The 22,189-nt window shown below is 39.5% G+C and carries 18 protein-coding genes and 1 other annotated feature; of the genes, 13 read left to right on the plus strand and 5 right to left on the minus strand.

What is annotated here, in order from left to right; all coding sequences use genetic code 11:
- Positions 1–38: 38 nt before the first annotated feature.
- From istB to NSQ94_RS05475, 5 genes are all read right to left on the minus strand, one after another.
- Positions 39–797, minus strand: coding sequence for an IS21-like element helper ATPase IstB (gene istB, locus NSQ94_RS05455; protein ID WP_066251710.1), 759 nt, complete (start codon positions 795–797; stop codon positions 39–41).
- Complete coding sequence (istA, locus tag NSQ94_RS05460; protein WP_066251714.1) at positions 794–2,323, minus strand: IS21 family transposase; 1,530 nt, start codon at positions 2,321–2,323, stop codon at positions 794–796. Before istA ends, istB begins: the two co-directional genes overlap by 4 nt.
- Before the next feature lie 102 nt (positions 2,324–2,425).
- Positions 2,426–2,779 carry a hypothetical protein gene (locus NSQ94_RS05465; RefSeq protein ID WP_339230318.1) on the minus strand — a complete coding sequence of 118 codons (354 nt, stop codon included), beginning with the start codon at positions 2,777–2,779 and terminating at the stop codon, positions 2,426–2,428.
- Positions 2,780–2,813: 34 nt separating this feature from the next.
- Positions 2,814–2,993 (minus strand): hypothetical protein, encoded by a 180-nt coding sequence (locus tag NSQ94_RS05470; RefSeq protein ID WP_008880476.1) that lies wholly within the window; start codon positions 2,991–2,993, stop codon positions 2,814–2,816.
- Between the two features lie 807 nt (positions 2,994–3,800).
- Complete coding sequence (locus NSQ94_RS05475; RefSeq protein WP_066249800.1) at positions 3,801–4,160, minus strand: MmcQ/YjbR family DNA-binding protein; 360 nt, start codon at positions 4,158–4,160, stop codon at positions 3,801–3,803.
- A gap of 539 nt (positions 4,161–4,699) precedes the next feature.
- Positions 4,700–4,950: a binding site (T-box leader), on the plus strand.
- 87 nt (positions 4,951–5,037) lie between these two features.
- Between NSQ94_RS05475 and ilvB the strand changes: the two genes are divergently transcribed.
- The 13 genes from ilvB to yihA all read left to right on the plus strand — a co-directional run bounded on the left by ilvB (position 5,038) and on the right by yihA (position 22,173).
- Entirely contained in the window at positions 5,038–6,762 is a 1,725-nt protein-coding gene (gene ilvB / locus NSQ94_RS05480) for an acetolactate synthase large subunit (RefSeq protein ID WP_063387453.1), read from the plus strand.
- Complete coding sequence (ilvN, locus tag NSQ94_RS05485) at positions 6,759–7,277, plus strand: acetolactate synthase small subunit (RefSeq protein WP_063387454.1); 519 nt, start codon at positions 6,759–6,761, stop codon at positions 7,275–7,277. Before ilvB ends, ilvN begins: the two co-directional genes overlap by 4 nt.
- A gap of 46 nt (positions 7,278–7,323) precedes the next feature.
- Positions 7,324–8,349 (plus strand): ketol-acid reductoisomerase, encoded by a 1,026-nt coding sequence (gene ilvC / locus NSQ94_RS05490; protein WP_339230321.1) that lies wholly within the window; start codon positions 7,324–7,326, stop codon positions 8,347–8,349.
- Positions 8,336–9,880, plus strand: coding sequence for a 2-isopropylmalate synthase (locus NSQ94_RS05495; RefSeq protein ID WP_063387456.1), 1,545 nt, complete (start codon positions 8,336–8,338; stop codon positions 9,878–9,880). The genes ilvC and NSQ94_RS05495 overlap by 14 nt, the downstream gene beginning before the upstream one ends.
- Before the next feature lie 23 nt (positions 9,881–9,903).
- On the plus strand, positions 9,904–11,016 hold the full coding sequence (leuB, locus tag NSQ94_RS05500; protein ID WP_063387457.1) for a 3-isopropylmalate dehydrogenase: 1,113 nt from the start codon (positions 9,904–9,906) through the stop codon (positions 11,014–11,016).
- Between the two features lie 84 nt (positions 11,017–11,100).
- Positions 11,101–12,516 carry a 3-isopropylmalate dehydratase large subunit gene (gene leuC, locus NSQ94_RS05505; protein WP_063387458.1) on the plus strand — a complete coding sequence of 472 codons (1,416 nt, stop codon included), beginning with the start codon at positions 11,101–11,103 and terminating at the stop codon, positions 12,514–12,516.
- A 16-nt stretch (positions 12,517–12,532) separates the two neighbouring features.
- On the plus strand, positions 12,533–13,126 hold the full coding sequence (gene leuD / locus NSQ94_RS05510) for a 3-isopropylmalate dehydratase small subunit (RefSeq protein WP_339230323.1): 594 nt from the start codon (positions 12,533–12,535) through the stop codon (positions 13,124–13,126).
- A gap of 92 nt (positions 13,127–13,218) precedes the next feature.
- Positions 13,219–14,199 carry a tetratricopeptide repeat protein gene (locus NSQ94_RS05515; protein WP_063387460.1) on the plus strand — a complete coding sequence of 327 codons (981 nt, stop codon included), beginning with the start codon at positions 13,219–13,221 and terminating at the stop codon, positions 14,197–14,199.
- A gap of 203 nt (positions 14,200–14,402) precedes the next feature.
- Entirely contained in the window at positions 14,403–15,689 is a 1,287-nt protein-coding gene (gene tig / locus NSQ94_RS05520; RefSeq protein WP_063387461.1) for a trigger factor, read from the plus strand.
- Between the two features lie 274 nt (positions 15,690–15,963).
- Complete coding sequence (clpX, locus tag NSQ94_RS05525) at positions 15,964–17,229, plus strand: ATP-dependent protease ATP-binding subunit ClpX (RefSeq protein ID WP_066249773.1); 1,266 nt, start codon at positions 15,964–15,966, stop codon at positions 17,227–17,229.
- A 192-nt stretch (positions 17,230–17,421) separates the two neighbouring features.
- The gene (lonB, locus tag NSQ94_RS05530) at positions 17,422–19,080 is read left to right on the plus strand and encodes an ATP-dependent protease LonB (protein ID WP_063387463.1); all 1,659 of its coding nucleotides are present in this window, start codon (positions 17,422–17,424) and stop codon (positions 19,078–19,080) included.
- A gap of 187 nt (positions 19,081–19,267) precedes the next feature.
- Positions 19,268–21,592 carry an endopeptidase La gene (gene lon / locus NSQ94_RS05535; protein ID WP_339230325.1) on the plus strand — a complete coding sequence of 775 codons (2,325 nt, stop codon included), beginning with the start codon at positions 19,268–19,270 and terminating at the stop codon, positions 21,590–21,592.
- Complete coding sequence (gene yihA / locus NSQ94_RS05540; RefSeq protein ID WP_063387465.1) at positions 21,589–22,173, plus strand: ribosome biogenesis GTP-binding protein YihA/YsxC; 585 nt, start codon at positions 21,589–21,591, stop codon at positions 22,171–22,173. Before lon ends, yihA begins: the two co-directional genes overlap by 4 nt.
- Positions 22,174–22,189 lie beyond the last annotated feature (16 nt).

Raw genomic sequence — 22,189 nt, forward strand, 5'->3', positions numbered from 1 at the left:
CCCTAGGGGCAACTCATCCAAACGCTTCGCGCACCTGGCTACCACTCCCCATTTTCCCTCTGTTTCATACTTTGACGGAATCGATAAGATTCTCCGTTTAGAAGAAGAATGTGCGAACGGTGAGTGAGCCGATCAAGCAACGCTGCTGTCATCTTTTCATCCCCAAAAATGTTCGTCCATTCTACAAATTCAAGATTTGTTGTAATGATGACACTTGCACGTTCATAGCGATTGGAAAAGAACTGAAATAATAGCTCTGCTCCTGTTTTGGAAAAGGGGATATATCCCAGTTCATCTACGATGATCACATCATATTTGAGCCACTTCTTCTCAAACGCACCAAGTTTGTGCTCTTCTTTAGCAATAAGCAACTCTTCCACTAACTCGGAAGCAGTAATGAATTTGGTTTTGTAGCCATTTTGGATCATAGCGATTCCAAGCCCAATGGCCAAATGGGTTTTCCCTGTGCCACTATTCCCTAGAAAAATAATATTCTCTTTTCTCTCTACAAACTCACCTTTTGCGAGTGTGAGAAATCGATTTCGATTTAAGCTCGGCATGAAAGTAAAATCATAGGTGTCTAAAGTTTTGTGGATGGGAAAGGCAGCTTGTTTGAGCCTTCGCTGTCTTTGATTTTCCTCTCTTGCCTGCACTTCTGCTTCTAATAGTGCCAATAAGTATTCTTCATACCGTAGATTTCTTTCTTCTGCCTCTCTTGCGAGAGAGCGATATTGTTTCGCAATTGTAGGCATTCTCAATTGCTTCGTGATATGGTCTAAAAGGATTTCTGTTGTCATTTCATCTGACCTCCCGTTAATTGTCCGTATTGAGCTACGTTTGCCTTTTGAATTTTATAGTCTAGTAGATTTACAGGCGTTTTCTCCTTAGATAGATCTTGGACCTGCAAGTAGTTATTCGTCAGTCTTTGAATGATTTCATGGACGACTTCATACCGATAGACCTGCGCTTGTTCAGCTTCTCGTAATGCTTGTGTCAATTTTTCCATCCCGATCTCTCGATGAAGGAGAAGGAGTCGGATAAATTTACGGTCGCCCGCGGCTCCTTCTTGTTCCCTCATTTTTCGGTGAAAACGCCTAAATACATCCGGAAGGTCAGATGATTGAAATGCATGGGCATCCCGAATCGCTCGCGGTTTTTTTAATAATGCCTCCAGATAATGATCTAGATTGGTGATCATCTGGTTCCGTTCGTAAGAACGAGGATGTTCAGCGATCACTTGATTTTGAGCCACAACGATCACATGATCGACAAATATTTTTGCCCATACAGCTTGACCTACATAACTACAAGGGACAGAATACTGATTGGTCTCCACTGTAATTAAAGAGGTCTTATTCACCTGACAAGAGACTAATCGGCAAGCTTCAAACTTCTTTTCAGGGAGTGGGTGTAGATACTCCTTTTCTTTCGCCCACATTTGCGCAACCGTTTCTTTAGTGAACGGAACGGTTTTTTCTTCCGCCTCTCTCAAACACCAGTCCAATAGATAAGCGTTTAATTCCTCCAGCGATTGTACGTCCGGAAGCGGAACGAAGACGTTTCTTCTTACGTATCCGACCGTCCCTTCCACTCGTCCTTTTTCATTCCCGGAACGAATATTACAAAACTCTGCCTTAAACAAATAGTGGGATTGTAAGGCTAGAAAAGCATCCTGTTCGAGACGATCTCTCCCTTGGAGTATTTTTACTACGGCTGTTTTTAAATTATCAAATACCCCTTCGGTAGGTACTCCTCCAAAGAATTCAAACGCATGGACAAAGCCATCTAAGAAAGCCTCCTGTTTCTCATGCAGGTATGCTCGTACAAATCGCATTCGACTTGCCGAAAGTTGCATACAAAAGAGGTAAATTCGTTGTGTTCGACCCTGTAGAATAATATCCGCCTCTCCCCAGTCGAATTGGAATTGGTGGCCGAGTTGAAAGTCAAGGGGAATAAAGACTTCCTGTAGCTTCTTCTTACGTTTGGCTACAACCTTACGGATGTTGGACTCAGATCCTTTGAAATCGTACTCATCGACCAATCTTCGATAAATTCTGGCAGCGGTATGACGTTGTTTTCCCCAACGTTTTAGATCGTCTTCGAGCCATTGATCAATAATGGGCAAGACTCGCTTCGTTTCATCGGAATACTCCTTTCCATGATAGTTTTTCTGCCGATGAATGGTGGTTGGAGCCTCATTCTGTTTTAGATATTTGCTTACGGTATTTCTTGAAATCCCTAATTTTTGAGCAATTTGTCGTTGGGATAGCCCTTCTACCTCATGCAAGAATTTGATATGATGAAATTGAGCCATCTTGATCATCCTTTTTCTCTCCCTCTGATGAAAAGTTTAGGCACTTTCAATCATAAGGGAGGTAATGAAAATTGGAAATCAGGTGGCTCATTTTTTATGTGATCGAACCCTTCAAAAGTGGCTCAATTTTAAATTATCAAATACAATTCGTTCTAAGATTTTTTTAGTTTCATTCATTTGGGGTTTGGAGCCAAGTCCTATTATTTTTGCTAGACTGTATGTTCCTAACGCAATAAGTCCTCTTTGAAGGAAATTTTTTGCTGTTGCTCCTAGTCCGCCGGCAACAAACTCATTAACATATTCAAGGGTCTGGTTTGTAATTTTGGATGCTTGATAATATCTTTTTAATTTGGACTTATGAACTTTATATGTGACAATTTTAATCTGTCCGACATAAGGAGAGTTCCCTTTAGCTTGTACTTCTTCTGATGTAAACCAAGTACTAATACTAGAGTCATTGCACAAAGGGATATCTTTTTCACTATTTTACGTCCTAACTTTATATATAGTTTTTACGCATAATAGAAAACATCATAAGGTGGGTTATAATTAAATAAAGGATAAATTGGATGACCATATTTCTGTCTTCAAATCCCACAAATAAATAATCCAGCAATAAAAAGCCTATTGCCGTCAGTGTCGCTGATAAGATCGCTTTGATGATTACATTGGCTTTCATAAAGGTATACCTCCTTCAAAGGTAATTATAACTTATTTTGTTAAGTTATTACAGAAGTGATTTTTACCTAAATTTAGGAAGATAAAAACTACACTAAAGAAACATTACAATACACATTATATTATCAGAAAATTCTTTTTTTGTTGGCTGAATAATCCGATCTTTTAATGTACTGCCAATCATGGTTGTACCAACTGCGATGCACGAGTTTTTCAAAAGTGCAATTAAAAAAGGCGGAGGAATCCGCCTTTTTTGTACGGGATAGCAGCTGAAAATAATTTTGCACAAATTTTGCATGGGATGAACGAGCATGTCTATTCATCCTTGAAATATCAATAATTTTGTGATGTGGTTGTTATCCCTGTTGGGACGCCATTTATGTTAATTTTGAATAGGATGAATTTATTACATAATGCTCATAAATATTGATATGTCAATATTTATGAGCTTTTAATTTTTGCTTTTCTGATAAAGAGTTTGAACATTTTATCGGGTTTGATATTGTAGATCTTAATAAATACAATGAACATGCTTTAGAACAATTAGTAATTTAAAAAAATAATTAATACAGTTTATTAGACAGAGTAAGGATTTAGCTTGCTCTGCTTTTTATCGTTTCAATGTTTAAAAATTTATTGCTGCAGGCCTATGGTTTCTATGCATTAAAAGACTAGCATGTGTATAAGCGAAATCCGTGGATGCAAATCCAATTCTAAGCTCCATTTAAAAAGATTTGAGGCTTTTCACTGAGGAGGAGTTCACATCTAATAAGTGACGCCCAAAACAGCAATGTCATTATTTCCTAAGTTATTGCAGTTTTATTTGCTTTTGTATTTTCTTCGGCAATTTTTGAAAAACAAGTTCGTAGGAACGAAAAATCAGGTTTTCCAAAATTTCCTCCGGGATGTTCGTGTTAAAATATATTGAGATCCAATGATTTTTGTTCATATAGTAGCCTGGAATGACGCCATCGTAATTTTCTCTTAATTGTTCAGAATGATGCGGATCACATTTTAACGTGATGATTGGCTTTCCTTCAGAATCACATCCTATAATCGCAAATATTTTGTCTCCCACTTTATATCGGTCTGCTTCCCAATCAATTTGGTAATCATGAACAGAACCGGGAAGTTTGAGACAGAAAGATTCAAGCTTTTGTTTGTTCATCATATAATCTCCTCCACCATATATTGTTCCAAATATTTTTTATACAACATACTTTGTCTTTTTTCCTTCTTCCGAAATTGCTCGTTTCAAGTGAAGGGCTTTTATTTAAAATCGAATAACGTTCAAGGTTTTAGAACATACATATGCTGCATTACTGATTAAAACAGATTACAGCCCTCTTTCTGAAGTGTTCGGGTTGCCGAGCCTTTAAGAAAAACTGGTGTAATTTCGAATAAAATGGATGTTTTTTCTTTTGCCGCATTTGTTGAAAACGTTGGCTATTCAAATTAATTTAAATAAAATATTACGCACATTTTGCCAAATGGTTTGGAATCGATATTTATTTCAATTTAGAGCATAAAAAATTTTCATTGTATTATAAAATGTTGAAATAATAAGTTTGTAAACGTTGCCAAAAAACTGTTTCATAAAAATAATCAAATAATTCATAAAAATGGTGTTGACACTTTTGAAAAATCAGCGTATTATAAGGCTCAAACATAAATTTTCGTATAAGGATTGAATGTAAAAATTTATAGATGAAAACGATGAAGAGGATTAGTAATCTTTGGTTAAGATAACTCCAGAGAGCCGGGGGAGCTGAAAACCGGCGTTATCACCAAGGATGAACTCGCCTCCGAGTGCCTTTTCGAAAGCGGACAGCGAGTAGGATTGGCCGGGTGCATCCCAATGCACTCGTTAGGAAAAGAACGGATATTCCGTTCATGAGGTGATCGATTGATCACGAAGAAGGGTGGTACCGCGGGAATTCAACCTTCTCGCCCCTTTGGCCTGCTATAAGTGGGTTTCATAGGGGCGGGAAGGTTTTTCATTATCTAAAAATTCTATCACATCTGTTTAAAAGGAGGATATATTCATGACTGCGAATGTACAGTTGGATGAGTTGAAAACCAAATGTACAACAACAACCATGACGGGGTCGGAAATGCTCATCGAAGCCTTAAAAAGGGAAAATGTAGAAGTCATTTTCGGCTATCCCGGTGGAGCCGTTTTGCCAATATATGATAAGCTATATAATTCTGGAGTCTTTCACGTCTTAACAAGACACGAGCAAGGAGGAATCCATGCTGCTGAAGGATATGCACGTATATCCGGAAAACCGGGTGTCGTCATTGCCACTTCAGGACCTGGTGCAACCAACTTAGTGACAGGGCTTGCGGATGCATTAATTGATTCTTTGCCGCTCGTCGTCTTTACAGGGCAAGTAGCAACAACTGTGATCGGTTCTGATGCTTTCCAAGAAGCAGATGTGATCGGAATTACCATGCCCGTTACAAAACATAATTATCAAGTTCGGGATATAAATGATTTACCGAGAATTGTTAAAGAAGCGTTTCATATCGCAACAACTGGAAGACCAGGACCTGTATTGATCGATATTCCAAAAGATATTTCACAGGCGGAAGGCAATTTCGAATATGATATGGAATTGTCATTGCCTGGCTACCAGCCGAAATTAGAGCCGAATTACTTGCAAATCCGCAGGCTGGTGGAATCGGTCAGCAGTGCAAAAAAACCGGTGATTTTAGCTGGTGCCGGCGTTCTCCATGCCAATGCTGCGAATGAACTGAGAGAATATGTTGAGCAGCAGCAAATTCCGATCACAAACACTCTACTTGGATTAGGAAGTTTCCCAGCGGATCATCCTCTATTTTTAGGAATGGCAGGAATGCATGGAACATACGCGGCTAACATGGCTCTTTATGAATGCGACTTATTGATTAGCATCGGAGCCCGCTTTGATGACAGAGTAACAGGAAATCTTAAACATTTTGCGCCTAATGCAACTGTAGCACATATTGACATTGATCCTGCCGAAATTGGTAAAAATGTTCCCACACAAATTCCGATTGTCGGCGACGCGAAGCAAGTATTGAAGCTTTTGATCGAGCAGGAAGGAAATAAAGGCGATCATCAAGAGTGGATTCAGCATCTTGCTGAATATAAAAAAGAATATCCATTATGGTATGAAAAATCTGAAAATGAAATCAAACCTCAAGAAGTGATCGAAGAAATTTATAAACAAACAAAAGGAGAAGCAATTGTTACAACAGATGTAGGCCAGCATCAAATGTGGGCTGCGCAATATTATCGCTTTAATTCGCCAAACAGATGGGTGACATCGGGCGGACTTGGAACGATGGGCTTTGGACTCCCTTCAGCTATCGGCGCGCAGTTTGCTGACCGCAACAGAACGGTTGTCGCGATATTGGGTGATGGAGGGTTCCAAATGACCTTCCAAGAGCTTGCGGTAATCAAAGAGCACAATTTGCCAATCAAAGTAATCGTTCTGAACAACAATTCGCTCGGTATGGTTCGCCAATGGCAAGAACTCTTTTATGAAAAACGTTATTCTCATTCCGTCTTTCAAACGCAGCCTGATTTTATTAAATTGGCAGAAGCGTTTGGAATAAAAGGAGTAAGAATCCAAAATCATCAAAATCTTAAGACAGTGTTGGAAAAAAGCTTTGCAAACAGAGAGCCGGAGCTGATTGAAATCGTCGTAGCACCGGAAGAAAACGTATATCCAATGATTGCTCCTGGCAAAGGACTGAATGAAATGGTGGGGATAAAGAAATGAAGCGAATCATTACGCTGACTGTCATGAATAGATCAGGAGTTTTAAACCGAATTACTGGCCTGTTTACGAAAAGACACTATAATATCGAAAGCATTTCTGTCGGCCATTCGGAAATAGAAGGCGTTTCGCGAATTACATTTGTTGTAAATGTTAAAGAAGAAAAAGAAGTTGAACAAATTACAAAGCAATTAAATAAGCAAATTGATGTGTTGAAAGTGATGGATATCACAAATCAATCAATTGTTGCAAGAGAACTAGCATTAATTAAAGTTGTTGCAAATCCATCGACAAGAATGGAAATATACGGTGTGATCGAACCGTTTCGCGCATCGATCATTGATGTTAGCAGAGACAGCGTTGTCGTACAGGTAACAGGTGAGCCGAACAAAATTGAAGCGCTGATTGACTTATTGAAACCGTACGGCATCAAGGAAATAGCCAGAACAGGACTGACAGCTTTTCCTCGCGGTACACAAAAGCTGCAGCAGTCCGAAAAAACTTTTTCAATCGTCTAATACATTTTTAAATATAGTAAAACATTTAAGAAAGGGAGATGTACAAATGACAAAAGTATACTATAACGGAGATATTAACGGAGCTGTATTAGAAGGGAAGAAAGTAGCGATTTTAGGATATGGTTCTCAAGGTCACGCGCATGCTTTAAATTTAAAAGAAAGCGGCGTAGATGTAGTAGTTGGCGTTAGAAAAGGTAAATCATTAGAAAAAGCTCAAGAGGATGGATTGGAAGTTAAAACAGTTCGTGAAGCTGTTGAAGAAGCAGACATTATCATGGTGCTTGTTCCGGATGAAAAGCAAAGAGAGCTTTATGAAAATGAAGTGAAGCCGGGACTAAAAGCAGGAAATGCTCTCGTATTTGCCCATGGATTTAACGTTCATTTCAATCAAATTGTTCCGCCAAGCGATGTGGATGTATTTTTAGTTGCACCTAAAGGCCCAGGTCATCTTGTGCGAAGAACTTACACTGAAGGAGCTGGGGTTCCGGCATTGATTGCTGTTGAACAAAATGTAACAGGTCAAGCGAAAGAATTGGCTTTAGCATATGCAAAAGCAATCGGATCCGCACGTGCCGGCGTTCTTGAAACAACGTTTAAAGAAGAAACAGAAACGGATCTTTTCGGTGAGCAAGCAGTTCTTTGCGGCGGGTTAACATCCCTTGTAAAAGCTGGATTTGAAACGCTTGTTGAAGCAGGTTACAAGCCTGAAGTTGCATATTTTGAATGTTTGCATGAACTAAAATTAATTGTGGATTTACTGTATGAAGGCGGGCTTTCCAACATGAGATACTCCATTTCCGATACAGCTCAATGGGGTGATTTTATATCTGGACCGCGCGTAATCGATGCGCATGTAAAAGAAAACATGAAAGCTGTATTGAATGATATTCAAACTGGAAAATTTGCGAAAGAATGGATTTTGGAAAACCAAGTAGGAAGACCGCAGTTTAACGCGATCAATAATCGTGAAAATGAGCATCAAATTGAACAGGTCGGAAGAGTGTTAAGAGACATGATGCCGTTTGTAAAGCCTAAAAATAAGGAAGCGGTGGTAACTGGTGCGAAAAATTAACTTTTTTGACACAACCTTAAGAGATGGCGAGCAATCCGCTGGAGTAAACCTAAACTTAAAAGAAAAATTAGAAATCGCAAAACAGCTGGAACGAGTTGGAATGGACATTATTGAGGCAGGCTTTCCTGCCTCCTCTCCAGGCGATTTTCGCTCAGTACAGGAAATTGCCAGAACAATCAAAAATTCTTCTGTTACAGGATTGGCGAGATCTGTTAAAGGAGATATCGATGCGGCGTGGGAAGCATTGAAAGACGGGGCGGAGCCAAGACTTCATACGTTTATTGCAACATCGCCTGTTCATCGGGAATATAAATTGAAAATGACGAAGGAGCAAGTGATCGAGCGTGCAGTAGAATCCGTCAAATATGCAGCGAAATTTTTTCCTATTATACAATGGTCTGCAGAGGATGCCTGCCGCACTGAACTCGATTTTTTGGCGGAAATTGTTGAAAAAGTGATTGAAGCCGGCGCGAAAGTCATCAATATTCCTGATACTGTAGGCTATATCACTCCGATTGAATATGGCAAAATATTTGAATATTTAAAACAAAATGTGAAAAACATTGATCAAGTCATTTTGTCCGCTCATTGCCACGACGATTTAGGAATGGCAGTAGCGAACGCTCTCAGCGCTGTAGAACATGGAGCAGGGCAAATTGAAGGTACGATTAACGGAATTGGAGAGCGTGCGGGCAATTCAGCTTTAGAGGAAGTGGCTGTCGCTCTGTACATTCGAAAAGACTATTACAAAGTTGAAACAAACATCCGCTTAAATGAAATTAAGAGAACAAGTGATTTAGTGAGCAAATTGACAGGAATGATAGTTCCGCCAAACAAAGCGATCGTCGGGAAAAACGCTTTTGCCCATGAATCTGGCATACATCAAGACGGTGTGCTGAAAGAAAAAACAACATATGAGATCATATCTCCTGAACTTGTTGGGGTACAGTCCAACAGTTTAGTATTAGGGAAACATTCTGGTCGTCACGCATTTCGGGTAAAGCTCAAGGAATTAGGCTTTACAATGGATGAAGAAGCGACAAATCGTTTATTCACTGCTTTTAAGGAACTTTCTGAAAAGAAAAAAGAATTGACGGAAGATGATCTTGTAGCTCTTGTATTAGAAGAACAATTAACAGGTGAAGAAGGAACATATGAACTTGCGGCGCTGCAGGTAACATATGGTACGACTGGAGTCCCGTCTGCCACTGTGACGCTGAAAACGAAAGAAAACGAGGAAATTCAAGAGGCTGCGACAGGAAATGGAAGCGTAGAAGCTATTTACAATACGTTAGAACGCTGTTTGAAGCAGTCCGTCACTTTGCTGGACTACCGAATCCAATCTAATTCAGGAGGACGCGATGCGTTAGCGCAAGTATATGTAAAAGTTAACGTGGACGGAATTGAAATGGGAGGACGCGGCATTGCCCAGGATGTGCTTGAAGCATCTGCCAAAGCCTATCTAAATGCTGTCAACAGGGCGATATTACTCAAACATACAGCGAAGGAAAAACATCAGGCGACTGTATAAAATCATGAAAGGGGTGGAACGTGATGAAGAAAAAAATCGCTGTTTTGCCGGGAGACGGCATTGGAAAAGAAGTAGCGAACGGAGCTATTGAGGTTTTAAAGGCTATTGGACAATATTACAAACATGATTTTGAATTTGAATTCGGCTTAATTGGCGGAGAAGCGATAGATAAGTGCGGGACACCTCTTCCTGAAGAAACGATTGAATTATGTCGTTCAAGCGATGCGGTTTTATTAGGAGCTGTAGGCGGTCCGAAATGGGATAAAAATCTTCCTGAACTCCGTCCGGAAAAAGGATTGCTAGGCATTCGAAAAGAGTTGGACTTATTTGCAAATATCCGCCCTGTTCAAACTTATAAAGCCCTTCAAGAAATATCTCCGTTAAAGGGAGAAAAAATAGAAGATGTTGACTTGGTGATTGTACGCGAATTGACAAGCGGACTTTATTTCGGGAAACCGAGTGAAAGAATCGTTTCAGACGGAGAAGAAGCAGCGGTTGACACGCTTTTTTATAAACGGAAAGAAATTGAACGCATTTTAGAAACAGCTTTTCAAATGGCGCAAAAACGCCGAGGAAAAGTAACGTCTGTTGATAAGGCAAACGTGCTTACAACTAGCAAGCTTTGGCGTGAAATTGCTGAAGAATTGGCTTCAAAATACCCTGATGTCACATTGGAGCATATGCTTGTTGATAATGCGGCCATGCAATTGATCCGCATGCCAAGCCAGTTTGATGTGATTGTGACGGAAAATATGTTCGGTGACATTTTAAGCGATGAAGCATCCATGATCACTGGATCGTTGGGCATGCTTCCTTCAGCAAGCTTATCAAACAGTGGATTGCACTTATATGAACCAGTGCATGGATCAGCTCCTGACATTGCCGGCCAAAACCTGGCAAACCCTGTCGGAATGATCTTATCTGGTGCGCTCATGCTCCGCTATTCCTTTGATCTTCATGAAGAAGCTAGAGCCATTGAAAAAGCGGTTAAACATGTGTTGGATTCCGGAAAGTGCACGAGAGATTTAACAAATAATGAAGGTGCATTTATTCATACAACTGAAATGGTGGAAGAAATCAAAGAAGTGCTTGCGAACGATTATGCACTATTAAATATTATCGATTCCTACGAATAAAATGGGGGGGTGTGGGCTTTTCCGGCAGGAGGAGCTCACCGTTTTCTTAATAGATACAAAACAGGAAATAGGGGGAAAAAGAAAATGAAGCCTCGAAACATAATAGAAAAAATCTGGGATGATCATGTGGTCGTAAGGGAAGAGGGAAAACCGGATCTGCTTTATATTGACCTTCATCTCATACATGAAGTTACATCACCGCAAGCTTTTGAAGGATTGAGACAAAACGGACGGAAAGTGAGACGTCCTGATCTCACCTTTGCCACAATGGATCATAATATCCCAACCGTGAACCGCTTTGTCATTGAAGATGATGTAGCTAAAAACCAAATAAGTGCTTTAGAAAGAAACTGCCAAGAATTTGGAATTACTCTGGCAGGATTAGACAGCGATGATCAAGGAATTGTCCATGTTATCGGTCCGGAATTAGGGCTTACTCTTCCAGGAAAGACTATTGTATGCGGAGACAGCCATACATCGACACACGGCGCTTTTGGGGCGCTGGCATTTGGAATCGGAACAAGTGAAGTAGAACACGTTTTGGCCACTCAAACATTATGGCAGCACCGTCCGAAAACTTTGCAAGTGAAAGTGACAGGATCTTTGTCAGAAGGAGTCACGGCCAAAGACGTCATCCTTTACATTATTGGAAAATTTGGTGTTGATTTCGGTACAGGCTATGTTATTGAATATTCGGGTGAAGTGATTGAAAGCTTATCAATGGATGAACGGATGACTATTTGCAATATGTCAATCGAAGCAGGTGCCCGCGCCGGTTTAATAGCTCCGGATGAAACAACCTTTAATTATATAAAAGGAAGAAAATATGCTCCGAAAGGGGAAGAGTTCGAAAAAGCAGTTGCTTACTGGAAATCTTTAAGATCTGATCCAGGAGCTACATTTGATAAAACAATTGAAATCCGCGGGGAAGACATCGCACCGATGGTTACCTGGGGTACAAATCCAAGCATGGTGCTGCCTGTTGACCATTCGATTCCGACACTTGAGGATGCACGCAATGAAAATGAAGCTGCTTCCTTCAAACGGGCGTATGAGTACATGGGACTTGAACCGGGAACGAACATTCAAGACATTGAAATCGATTATGTATTCATTGGATCATGTACAAACTCAAGACTAACTGATTTGCGTGCAGCGGCGAATGTAATTAAAGGACGAAAGGTTGCTCCAAATGTGAAAGCGATCGTAGTTCCAGGCTCCCAAAAAGTAAAACAAGCAGCAGAACAAGAAGGATTGCATGAAATTTTCATCAATGCTGGTTTTGAATGGAGAGATTCTGGATGCAGCATGTGTTTAAGCATGAATAACGATGTCGTGCCTCCTGGAAAACGATGTGCGTCTACTTCCAACCGCAACTTTGAAGGACGTCAAGGGAAAGGGGCAAGAACTCACTTAGTGAGTCCTGCAATGGCAGCAGTGGCAGCAATTTATGGTAAGTTTGTTGATATTCGGACAGAGAAGCTTGAAGCAGTAAAATGAGGAGGGAAGAAGCAGCATGCAGCCTTTTACAACATTAACTAGCCATATTGCAGTATTAAATAGAACAAATGTGGATACGGACCAAATCATTCCGAAACAATTTTTAAAACGAATTGAACGGACAGGTTATGGAAGATTTGCTTTTTTTGATTGGAGATATTTAGATAATGGTGAGGAAAATCCACAATTCGAGTTAAATCAGCCAGTCTACAAAGGCGCACAAATTTTGCTGGCTGGCGAAAATTTCGGTTGCGGTTCATCAAGAGAGCATGCTCCATGGGCTTTAGCAGACTTTGGTTTCCGCGCAATTATCGCGCCTAGCTTCGCAGATATTTTTTATCAAAACTGTTTAAAAAACGGAATCCTGCCGATACGGGTCAATGAAGAAGTGTTTGAAACATTGCTCAAAAAAGCGGAAGGAAATGTGTACGAATGTACGATTGATTTAGAACAGCAAAAAGTATTTGATCAAGAAGGATTTGAGTTTCATTTTGACATTAATAAGCATTGGAAGGAAATGCTTTTAAATGGACGCGACGAAATAGGATTTACATTATTATATGAAGAGCAGATCAGCCAATTTGAACAAAAGGCAAAAGCGTGGGGATGATGATATTGCATCCTCCGCTTTTTCTTTTGATTCTTGTTTTCTCGTTGCCCAGCTGGTAAACTTGTAGCAAAATCATAAAGAGGTTTTCTACAATGAAAAAAGCGAATGGAAAAATCATTCCCTTTCCCCGACTTAAAGAACGATTGATTGAAAAAGGAATGAATGCGTTACATAATAAACAATTTGAACAAGCGCTCGACCTTTTTTTAGAGGCGAGATCTTGGAATTCAAATCACCCTGATATTGAAATAGGAATTGCTTTATGCTTAATGGAGCTTGGAGAATATCAGGAAGCAAAACAAATTTGTAAAAAAATGCTTCACGAAGCAAAAGGAAATTATTTTGAAATATTGCAGATGTATTTAACGATTTTAGTACAGCTTGGACAATATGATGAGGTAAAAACGACGATTGAAGCGGTTTTGGAAGAAAATAAACTTCCGGCAGCACATGCAGAACAGTTTTACAAGCTGCTTCATTTTAGCCGGAGGATGAGCGAAGAGCAAATCAGTCCAGAACCGAATGACGATGATCTTTTCAGCAGGCTGGACAAGCAAATTTCCTACATACATTCGATCAAAAATAATAATAATGTTAAAAAAAATTTACATACGATTGAAGAGATGCTTCAGTCAAAAACGGTCCATCCGGTTGTGAAAACAATGCTGCTGCAAATATTACGAGATCATGAAATAGCACGAATAATGACCGTTGAGAAATTCGGGGAAACTACCGCTGTAAATCCTATCCATCTTCAAGATTTATTAGAAATGACGTTTGCCAAAAAAGTGCTCAATCTTTTGGACGATTTTTTAGGAAATGAAAATCCAACCCTTTTCGAAGCTGTAAAAGATATATGGATTCGTCATTTATATGTCATGTATCCTTTTCATCCTAAACCGGAAAATGCAAATATTTGGGCAGCAGCGCTTCATTACGTTGGCTACGAAATTTTTGGGATCGTCATCAAGCTGACGGAAGTTGAGCGGATTTACAACATAAAAAGTGCTGAGTTTATTTCAGTTTGCGATAAAATTAGACAAATTGAAGAAATTTCAAACATTAGATGGTAGAGTCCTATTGAAAGGATTGTATCCTATGGTATAATAAAATGGTTGTAAAATGTATATTTTTTGTATGCACCTTTCTTGCTATTGGTGCGGTTATCCTTTTTTGACATATTTATTTTATGGCTTGTTTCTTTACGGACAAGGCATATAAAAAATTTTTATCGTGTACTCACGAATAATATTTATAGATTGTTGGAGGGAAACAAATGTCAGTTAAATGGGAAAAATTAGAGAAAAACGAAGGAGTCTTAACCGTTGAAGTAGATGCACAAACATTTAAAGAAGCGCTGGATCGAGCATTTAAAAAAGTTGTAAAAAATGTAGCCGTTCCAGGATTCCGCAAAGGAAGAGTGCCGCGCCCTATTTTTGAAAAGAGATTCGGTGTTGAGGCGCTATATCAAGATGCGCTTGATATTTTGCTTCCAGAAGTTTATCCAAAAGCGGTTGAAGAAGCTGGAATTGAACCGGTAGACCGTCCTGAAATTGATATTGAACAAATTGAAAAAGATAAACCGCTTATTTTTACGGCTAAAGTAACGGTCAAACCAGAAGTGAAACTTGGCGAATATAAAGGTTTGGATGTCCAAAAAGAAGATACAACCGTTACGGATGAAGATGTGGAAAACGAATTAAAACAGCTTCAAGAACGGCATGCTGAATTGGTTGTGAAAGAAGAAGGAAAAGTGGAAGAGGGAGATACAGTCGTCCTCGACTTCGAAGGTTTTGTTGACGGCGAAGCGTTTGAAGGTGGAAAAGCTGAGAATTATTCTTTGGAAGTCGGCTCCGGCACATTTATCCCTGGTTTTGAAGATCAGTTGATCGGGCTTGAAGCAGGCGAAGAAAAGGATGTAGAAGTAACGTTCCCTGAAGAATATCATGAGGAAAAGCTTGCTGGAAAACCGGCTGTCTTTAAAGTGAAAATTCATGAAATCAAAACGAAAGAACTCCCTGCATTGGATGATGAATTTGCAAAAGATGTAAACGATGAGGTTGAAACACTTGAAGAATTAAAGGCGAAAATTAGAGAGCGTTTAGAAGAGCAAAAGAACACACAAGCTGAAAATAAACTTCGTGATGAACTTGTTGAAAAAGCTGCAGAAAATGTTGAAGTGGACATTCCGCAAGTGATGATTGACAATGAACTTGAAAGAATGATGAATGAATTTCAACAACGCTTGCAATTGCAAGGCTTGAACTTAGAACTGTATTACCAATTCTCTGGTCAAAGCGAAGAAGAATTGCGTGAACAAATGAGAAAAGACGCTGAAAAGCGCGTGAAATATAACTTAACATTAGAAGCAATTGCGAAAGCTGAAAACATTGATGTGACAGAAGAAGAAGTAAATGAAGAGCTGCAAAAAATGGCTGACATGTACAATATGCCAGTTGAAAGCGTTAAGAGAGCACTCGGTTCAACAGAAGGAATAAAAGAAGATTTAAAAATTAAAAAAGCGGTCGATTTTCTTGTAGAAAATAGAAAAGATGTTGCATAATATAGTTACAGGAACATCATGATCTTTGATAAAGTTGATAACAAGGCGCGATTTGATCGTGCCTTGTTTTATAAAATGAAAAGCGTTAAATCGTTCGAAACTGTACATAATAATTGTCACATAACTATACATACTTTTCATTACCGCTTTTCTTTTGTTTTATGATAAAATGCGATACATACTTTTCTTTTGTTTGAAAAGCATTGTTCCCCGATTCATGCGTGCGGTTTATATATGGGTGGGGAGGCAATGAAGGAAATTAAGGGGTGATATCATGTTTAAGTTTAACGATGAAAAGGGACAGTTAAAATGTTCGTTTTGCGGAAAAACTCAAGATCAAGTGAGAAAGCTGGTTGCTGGTCCTGGCGTCTATATATGCGATGAATGTATTGAACTTTGCACAGAAATTGTAGAAGAGGAGCTTGGCACGGAAGAAGAGGCTGAATTTAAGGATGTTCCGAAACCGAAAGAAATTCTCAGCATCTTAGATGAATATGTAATCGGGCAGGAGCAGGCAAAAAAATCTTTGGCGGTTGCAGTTTACAACCATTATAAGCGGATTAATTCAAACAATAAAATTGATGATGTTGAGCTGTCCAAAAGTAATATTGTGTTAATCGGGCCGACAGGAAGCGGAAAAACGCTGCTTGCACAAACGCTTGCACGCATTTTGAATGTTCCATTTGCAATTGCTGACGCAACGTCGTTAACGGAAGCTGGATACGTTGGGGAAGATGTTGAAAATATTTTGCTGAAGCTAATCCAAGCTGCTGATTACGATGTGGAAAAAGCGGAAAAAGGAATTATTTACATCGATGAGATTGACAAAATTGCTAGAAAATCAGAAAATCCATCCATTACAAGAGATGTGTCTGGTGAAGGCGTCCAACAAGCACTTCTGAAAATTTTGGAAGGAACTGTAGCAAGTGTTCCTCCACAAGGCGGAAGAAAACATCCGCATCAAGAATTTATCCAAATCGATACGACTAATATATTATTTATTTGCGGCGGAGCATTTGACGGCATAGAGCAAATCATCAAGCGCAGATTAGGGCAAAAGGTCATTGGATTTGGAGCAGATAGCCGAAACAAAGAGCTTGATCAAAAGCAGCTGCTTTCAAAGGTGCTACCTGAGGATTTATTAAAATTCGGGTTAATTCCGGAATTTATCGGGCGTTTGCCTGTCATTGCCAGCCTTGAACCGCTTGATGAAGCAGCACTTGTCGAAATATTAACAAAACCGAAAAACGCGCTTGTTAAACAATATCAAAAAATGCTCGAGCTAGATGGCGTTGAGCTGGAATTTGAAGAAGAAGCATTATCAGAAATTGCGAAAAAAGCAATTGAACGAAAAACAGGTGCGCGCGGCCTTCGTTCTATCATTGAGGGCATTATGCTTGATGTGATGTTTGAATTGCCGTCTCGTGATGATATTACAAAATGTGTCATCACGGCAAACACTGTAAGAGAAAAAATTCCTCCGAAGCTGATTGCAAATGATGGAACCATTATAAATGAAGATACGAAAACTTCCGCATAAGACAGGTTTTGACGGGCTTTTTAGTCTTGAATTTGCTTTTGTAAAAAGATAGTTGTTCTCATAAAAATAAGAAGGATCGAGTTCATACAACTCGATCCTTCTTTTCATTAAAATCCGTCCTCAACATATGTTTAATCCGTATATGCAAAGGAAATAATAGGGGATAAACATTTGTTGAGGAGGAAACTCAGGATGAACTGGACAGGGATTGCCCTTTTCATACAATTAATTTTCGGAGTCATTGTCGGTCTTTATTTTTGGAATTTATTGCGGAATCAGCGGACGCAAAAAATTTCCATTGACCGCGAGTCGAAAAAAGAAATGGAACAATTGAGAAAAATGAGAGCTATCCAATTATCAAAGCCGCTTTCAGAACGAATTCGTCCAAAAAGCTTTTCTGACATCGTCGGACAGGAGGATGGCATCAAAGCATTAAAAGCAGCTTTATGCGGGCCGAATCCCCAGCATGTTATTATTTACGGACCTCCTGGTGTAGGAAAAACGGCTGCTGCAAGGCTCGTTCTTGAAGAAGCGAAAAGAAATAAAAAGTCTCCTTTTCAACATAATGCTGTTTTTGTTGAATTGGATGCAACAACAGCGAGATTTGATGAACGGGGAATAGCTGATCCTTTAATAGGTTCTGTTCATGATCCCATTTATCAAGGTGCTGGGGCAATGGGACAAGCCGGAATTCCACAGCCGAAACAAGGAGCAGTGACTCATGCACACGGCGGCGTGTTGTTTATTGATGAAATTGGCGAACTCCATCCCATTCAAATGAATAAACTGTTAAAAGTACTTGAAGACCGAAAAGTTTTTTTAGAAAGCGCCTATTATAGTGAAGAAAATTCTCAAATTCCAAGTCATATTCATGATATTTTCCAAAACGGTCTCCCGGCTGATTTTCGCTTGATCGGGGCAACTACAAGAACACCATCTGAAATACCGCCCGCCATTCGCTCGCGCTGCCTTGAAGTATTTTTTAGAGATTTAACGGCCGATGAACTCGCGGTCGTTGCTCGGAAAGCGGCTGAAAAAGTAAATGTAAAAATTTCAGAAAAAGGAATATCCATTTTAACTTCTTATGCCCGCAATGGAAGAGAAATTGCCAATATGATGCAAATTGCTGCTGGAATTGCCATCACCGAGGACCGAAATGAAGTGAAAGTCGAAGATATTGAATGGATTGTCCATTCCAGCCAGCTTACACCAAAATATGAAAAGAAAATTGGAAATGAACCTAAAGTTGGACTGGTGAACGGTCTTGCTGTTTACGGACCAAACAGCGGCTCTTTATTAGAGGTGGAAGTGACGGTTATTCCGGCAAAAGAAAAAGGAACGATCAACATTACAGGTATTGTAGAAGAAGAAAACATTGGCGACCGCGGAAAATCCATCAAAAGAAAAAGCATGGCCAAAGGCTCCGTTGAAAATGTCATAACAGTGTTACGATCAATGGGAGTTAATGCCCATGATTATGATATACATGTAAACTTTCCCGGCGGGGTACCTGTTGATGGACCGAGTGCAGGAATAGCGATGGCAACCGGCATTTTTTCTGCCATCCACAAAATTCCTGTTGATAATACCGTTGCGATGACTGGAGAGATCAGCATTCATGGGAATGTAAAACCGATTGGCGGAATTATTCCAAAAATAAAAGCTGCCAAGATGGCAGGTGCAAAAAAAGTGATCATACCAGAGGAGAATATGCAGTCAATTTTAAAAACGATTGAAGACATTGAAATTATTCCTGTTCGAAGCTTTCAGGAAGTGTTAGATTGTGCGCTCATCAATCCTCCAACGGAGCAAATTTATCCAGAGACAATCATAGAGAAAAAATCGGTTTAAAGCAGCGTCTTTATTCCAAATGCCTAACAGGGTTCAGGCCGTGGCACTGAACCTTTATTTTTATTGAGGCAGTTATTTATTCCTTTCAATAAAGATAAGTTTGAAAATAGACAGTGCAGAAAGAATAGGATAGAATTGAACAAGGACGCTGTATAATCTATTTTTCACATGATGGAGGTGTAAAAATATGGCGAAAAAAGAGAATAGAATCGTCCCCCTCCTACCGCTTCGAGGTTTGTTAGTTTATCCATCGATGGTGCTACATTTAGATGTAGGACGCGATAAATCTGTACAGGCGCTTGAGAAGGCGATGATGGATGATCATATGATATTTTTAACAACACAAAAGGAAGTTTCAATAGATGATCCAAAAGAGGATGATTTATACCATATTGGAACGCTGACGAAAATTAAGCAAATGCTCAAACTGCCGAACGGCACCATTCGCGTGCTTGTCGAGGGACAAAAAAGAGGCGAAATCAAAAGTTTTGAAAGCAAGGAACCATATATTTCTGTACAAGTTGATACTTATGAAGAACCGCTTCAAAAAGATGTTGAAGAAGAAGCTTTGATGCGAACTGCGCTTGAATATTTTGAGCAATACATAAAAATGTCTAAAAAAATTTCAAGTGAGACGTTTGCAACCGTTTTGGATATAGAGGAACCAGGAAGATTGGCCGATATTATTGCTTCTCACTTGCCGATCAAGCTGAAAGATAAGCAAGAAATATTAGAAACATTTGATGTGAAAGAAAGATTAAATAAAATTATTCAAATGCTCCATAATGAGAAGGAAGTTCTGCAGCTTGAAAAGAAAATAGGCCAGCGGGTCCGTCAATCAATGGAACGGACGCAAAAAGAATATTATTTGCGCGAACAAATGAAGGCCATTCAAAAAGAGCTCGGAGAAAAGGAAGGTAAAACGGGCGAAATAGAAGATTTGACTGAAAAAATCGAAAAATCGGGAATGCCGGAACATGTTTATAAAACGGCTATGAAAGAGCTAAGCCGATATGAAAAAATCCCTTCAACATCCGCTGAAAGTGCGGTGATCCGCAATTATTTAGACTGGCTCATTTCCTTGCCGTGGAACAAGGCAACAGAGGACAGACTGGATATAAAGCTGGCGGAAGTGATCTTAAATGAAGAGCATTACGGACTAGATAAAGTAAAGGAACGGGTGCTTGAATATTTAGCAGTGCAAAAATTAACAAATTCGCTTAAAGGCCCTATTTTATGTTTAGTGGGACCGCCTGGCGTTGGGAAAACATCTCTTGCCCGTTCTGTTGCAAAATCATTAAATAGAAAGTTCGTTCGAATTTCTCTTGGCGGCGTTCGGGATGAATCGGAAATAAGAGGCCATAGAAGAACATATGTCGGTGCGATGCCGGGTCGGATCATTCAAGGGATGAAAAAAGCGGGAACGATTAATCCGGTATTTTTGCTGGATGAAATTGATAAAATGTCCAGCGATTTTCGCGGTGATCCTTCAGCTGCTCTTCTTGAAGTGCTGGATCCGGAGCAAAACCATAATTTCAGCGATCATTATATTGAAGAGTCGTATGATTTATCAAAAGTCATGTTTATTGCGACAGCTAATAATTTAGCAACTATTCCAGGTCCGCTGCGCGACAGAATGGAAATTATCACAATTGCCGGTTATACCGAATTAGAAAAAGTTCATATCGCCAAAGATCATCTTCTTCCAAAACAATTAAAAGAGCATGGACTGAAAAAAGGTCACTTGCAAATAAGAGAAGAAGCAATTTTAAATATAATTCGTTATTATACGCGCGAAGCAGGGGTAAGAGGGTTAGAACGCCAAATCGCAGCAATATGCCGAAAAGCAGCGAAAACGATTGTAACAGGTGAAAGAAAAAGAATTGTTGTAACCGCTAAAACTCTTGAAGACTTTTTGGGCAAAAAATTGTTTCGATACGGTCAGGCAGAATTGCAGGATCAAATCGGTGTGGCGACCGGTCTCGCATATACGACGGTCGGCGGCGATACGCTGTCCATTGAAGTGTCCATCTCTCCGGGTAAAGGCAAGCTGATTTTAACCGGAAAGCTCGGAGATGTCATGAAGGAATCGGCTCAAGCCGCTTTCAGCTATATTCGATCTAGAACAAAAGAACTAAAGATAGATCCAGATTTCCACGAACAATATGATATCCATATTCATGTGCCTGAAGGAGCTGTTCCAAAAGATGGACCGTCTGCAGGCATTACGATGGCAACGGCGCTTATTTCAGCATTAACTGGAAGACCGGTTCGAAAAGAAGTCGGAATGACAGGTGAAATTACTTTAAGAGGCCGCGTTCTGCCGATAGGCGGTTTAAAAGAAAAAACATTAAGCGCCCATCGTGCCGGTTTAAAGAAAATTATTTTGCCGAAGGAAAATGAAAAGGATTTAGATGATATTCCGGAAAGCGTAAGAAAAGAATTGACTTTTGTTCTTGTCTCACATATGGATGAAGTATTAAAACATGCATTGGCAGGAGAAAAAGAATGAAGGTAACAAAAGCAGAAATTGTCATAAGTGCGGTTAAATCTGATCAATATCCATCAACCGATTTTCCAGAAATCGCTCTGGCAGGAAGGTCTAACGTCGGGAAATCTTCGTTTATTAATAAAATGATCAATAGAAAAAATTTGGCGAGAACCTCTTCAAAGCCTGGGAAAACGCAAACGTTAAACTTTTATTTAATTAACGATCAATTTTATTTCGTTGATGTTCCCGGATATGGATTTGCCAAAGTGTCGAAAAGGGAGCGGGAAAAATGGGGGAAAATGATCGAAGCGTATTTGCTCAAAAGAGAACAGCTTAAAGCATGTATTCTTATCATTGACATCCGCCATGCACCTACATCTGATGATGTCATGATGTACGAATTTTTAAAATATCATGGAATTCCTGCTGTAATTGTCGCAACAAAGGCGGATAAAATTCCTAAAGGAAAATGGCAAAAACACTTAAAAGTAGTGAAGGAAACGCTAAAAATGGAAAAAAATGATCCGCTTATTCTTTTTTCAGCAGAAACTGGCTACGGAAAAGAGGATGCATGGTCAGCCATTTATCCATTCCTATCATAAAACGAAATTGCTTTAG

Source organism: Aeribacillus sp. FSL K6-2833, assembly GCF_037965815.1.
Lineage (GTDB): Bacteria > Bacillota > Bacilli > Bacillales > Aeribacillaceae > Aeribacillus > Aeribacillus composti.

Bases quoted from the DNA above. Each gene is read 5' to 3' on its own strand.
- istB (WP_066251710.1), bottom strand. From the start codon at position 797: ATGACAACAGAAATCCTTTTAGACCATATCACGAAGCAATTGAGAATG.
- istA (WP_066251714.1), bottom strand. From the start codon at position 2,323: ATGATCAAGATGGCTCAATTTCATCATATCAAATTCTTGCATGAGGTA.
- NSQ94_RS05470 (WP_008880476.1), bottom strand. From the start codon at position 2,993: ATGAAAGCCAATGTAATCATCAAAGCGATCTTATCAGCGACACTGACG.
- NSQ94_RS05475 (WP_066249800.1), bottom strand. From the start codon at position 4,160: ATGAACAAACAAAAGCTTGAATCTTTCTGTCTCAAACTTCCCGGTTCT.
- ilvB (WP_063387453.1), top strand. From the start codon at position 5,038: ATGACTGCGAATGTACAGTTGGATGAGTTGAAAACCAAATGTACAACA.
- ilvN (WP_063387454.1), top strand. From the start codon at position 6,759: ATGAAGCGAATCATTACGCTGACTGTCATGAATAGATCAGGAGTTTTA.
- ilvC (WP_339230321.1), top strand. From the start codon at position 7,324: ATGACAAAAGTATACTATAACGGAGATATTAACGGAGCTGTATTAGAA.
- leuB (WP_063387457.1), top strand. From the start codon at position 9,904: ATGAAGAAAAAAATCGCTGTTTTGCCGGGAGACGGCATTGGAAAAGAA.
- leuC (WP_063387458.1), top strand. From the start codon at position 11,101: ATGAAGCCTCGAAACATAATAGAAAAAATCTGGGATGATCATGTGGTC.
- leuD (WP_339230323.1), top strand. From the start codon at position 12,533: ATGCAGCCTTTTACAACATTAACTAGCCATATTGCAGTATTAAATAGA.
- NSQ94_RS05515 (WP_063387460.1), top strand. From the start codon at position 13,219: ATGAAAAAAGCGAATGGAAAAATCATTCCCTTTCCCCGACTTAAAGAA.
- tig (WP_063387461.1), top strand. From the start codon at position 14,403: ATGTCAGTTAAATGGGAAAAATTAGAGAAAAACGAAGGAGTCTTAACC.
- clpX (WP_066249773.1), top strand. From the start codon at position 15,964: ATGTTTAAGTTTAACGATGAAAAGGGACAGTTAAAATGTTCGTTTTGC.
- lonB (WP_063387463.1), top strand. From the start codon at position 17,422: ATGAACTGGACAGGGATTGCCCTTTTCATACAATTAATTTTCGGAGTC.
- lon (WP_339230325.1), top strand. From the start codon at position 19,268: ATGGCGAAAAAAGAGAATAGAATCGTCCCCCTCCTACCGCTTCGAGGT.
- yihA (WP_063387465.1), top strand. From the start codon at position 21,589: ATGAAGGTAACAAAAGCAGAAATTGTCATAAGTGCGGTTAAATCTGAT.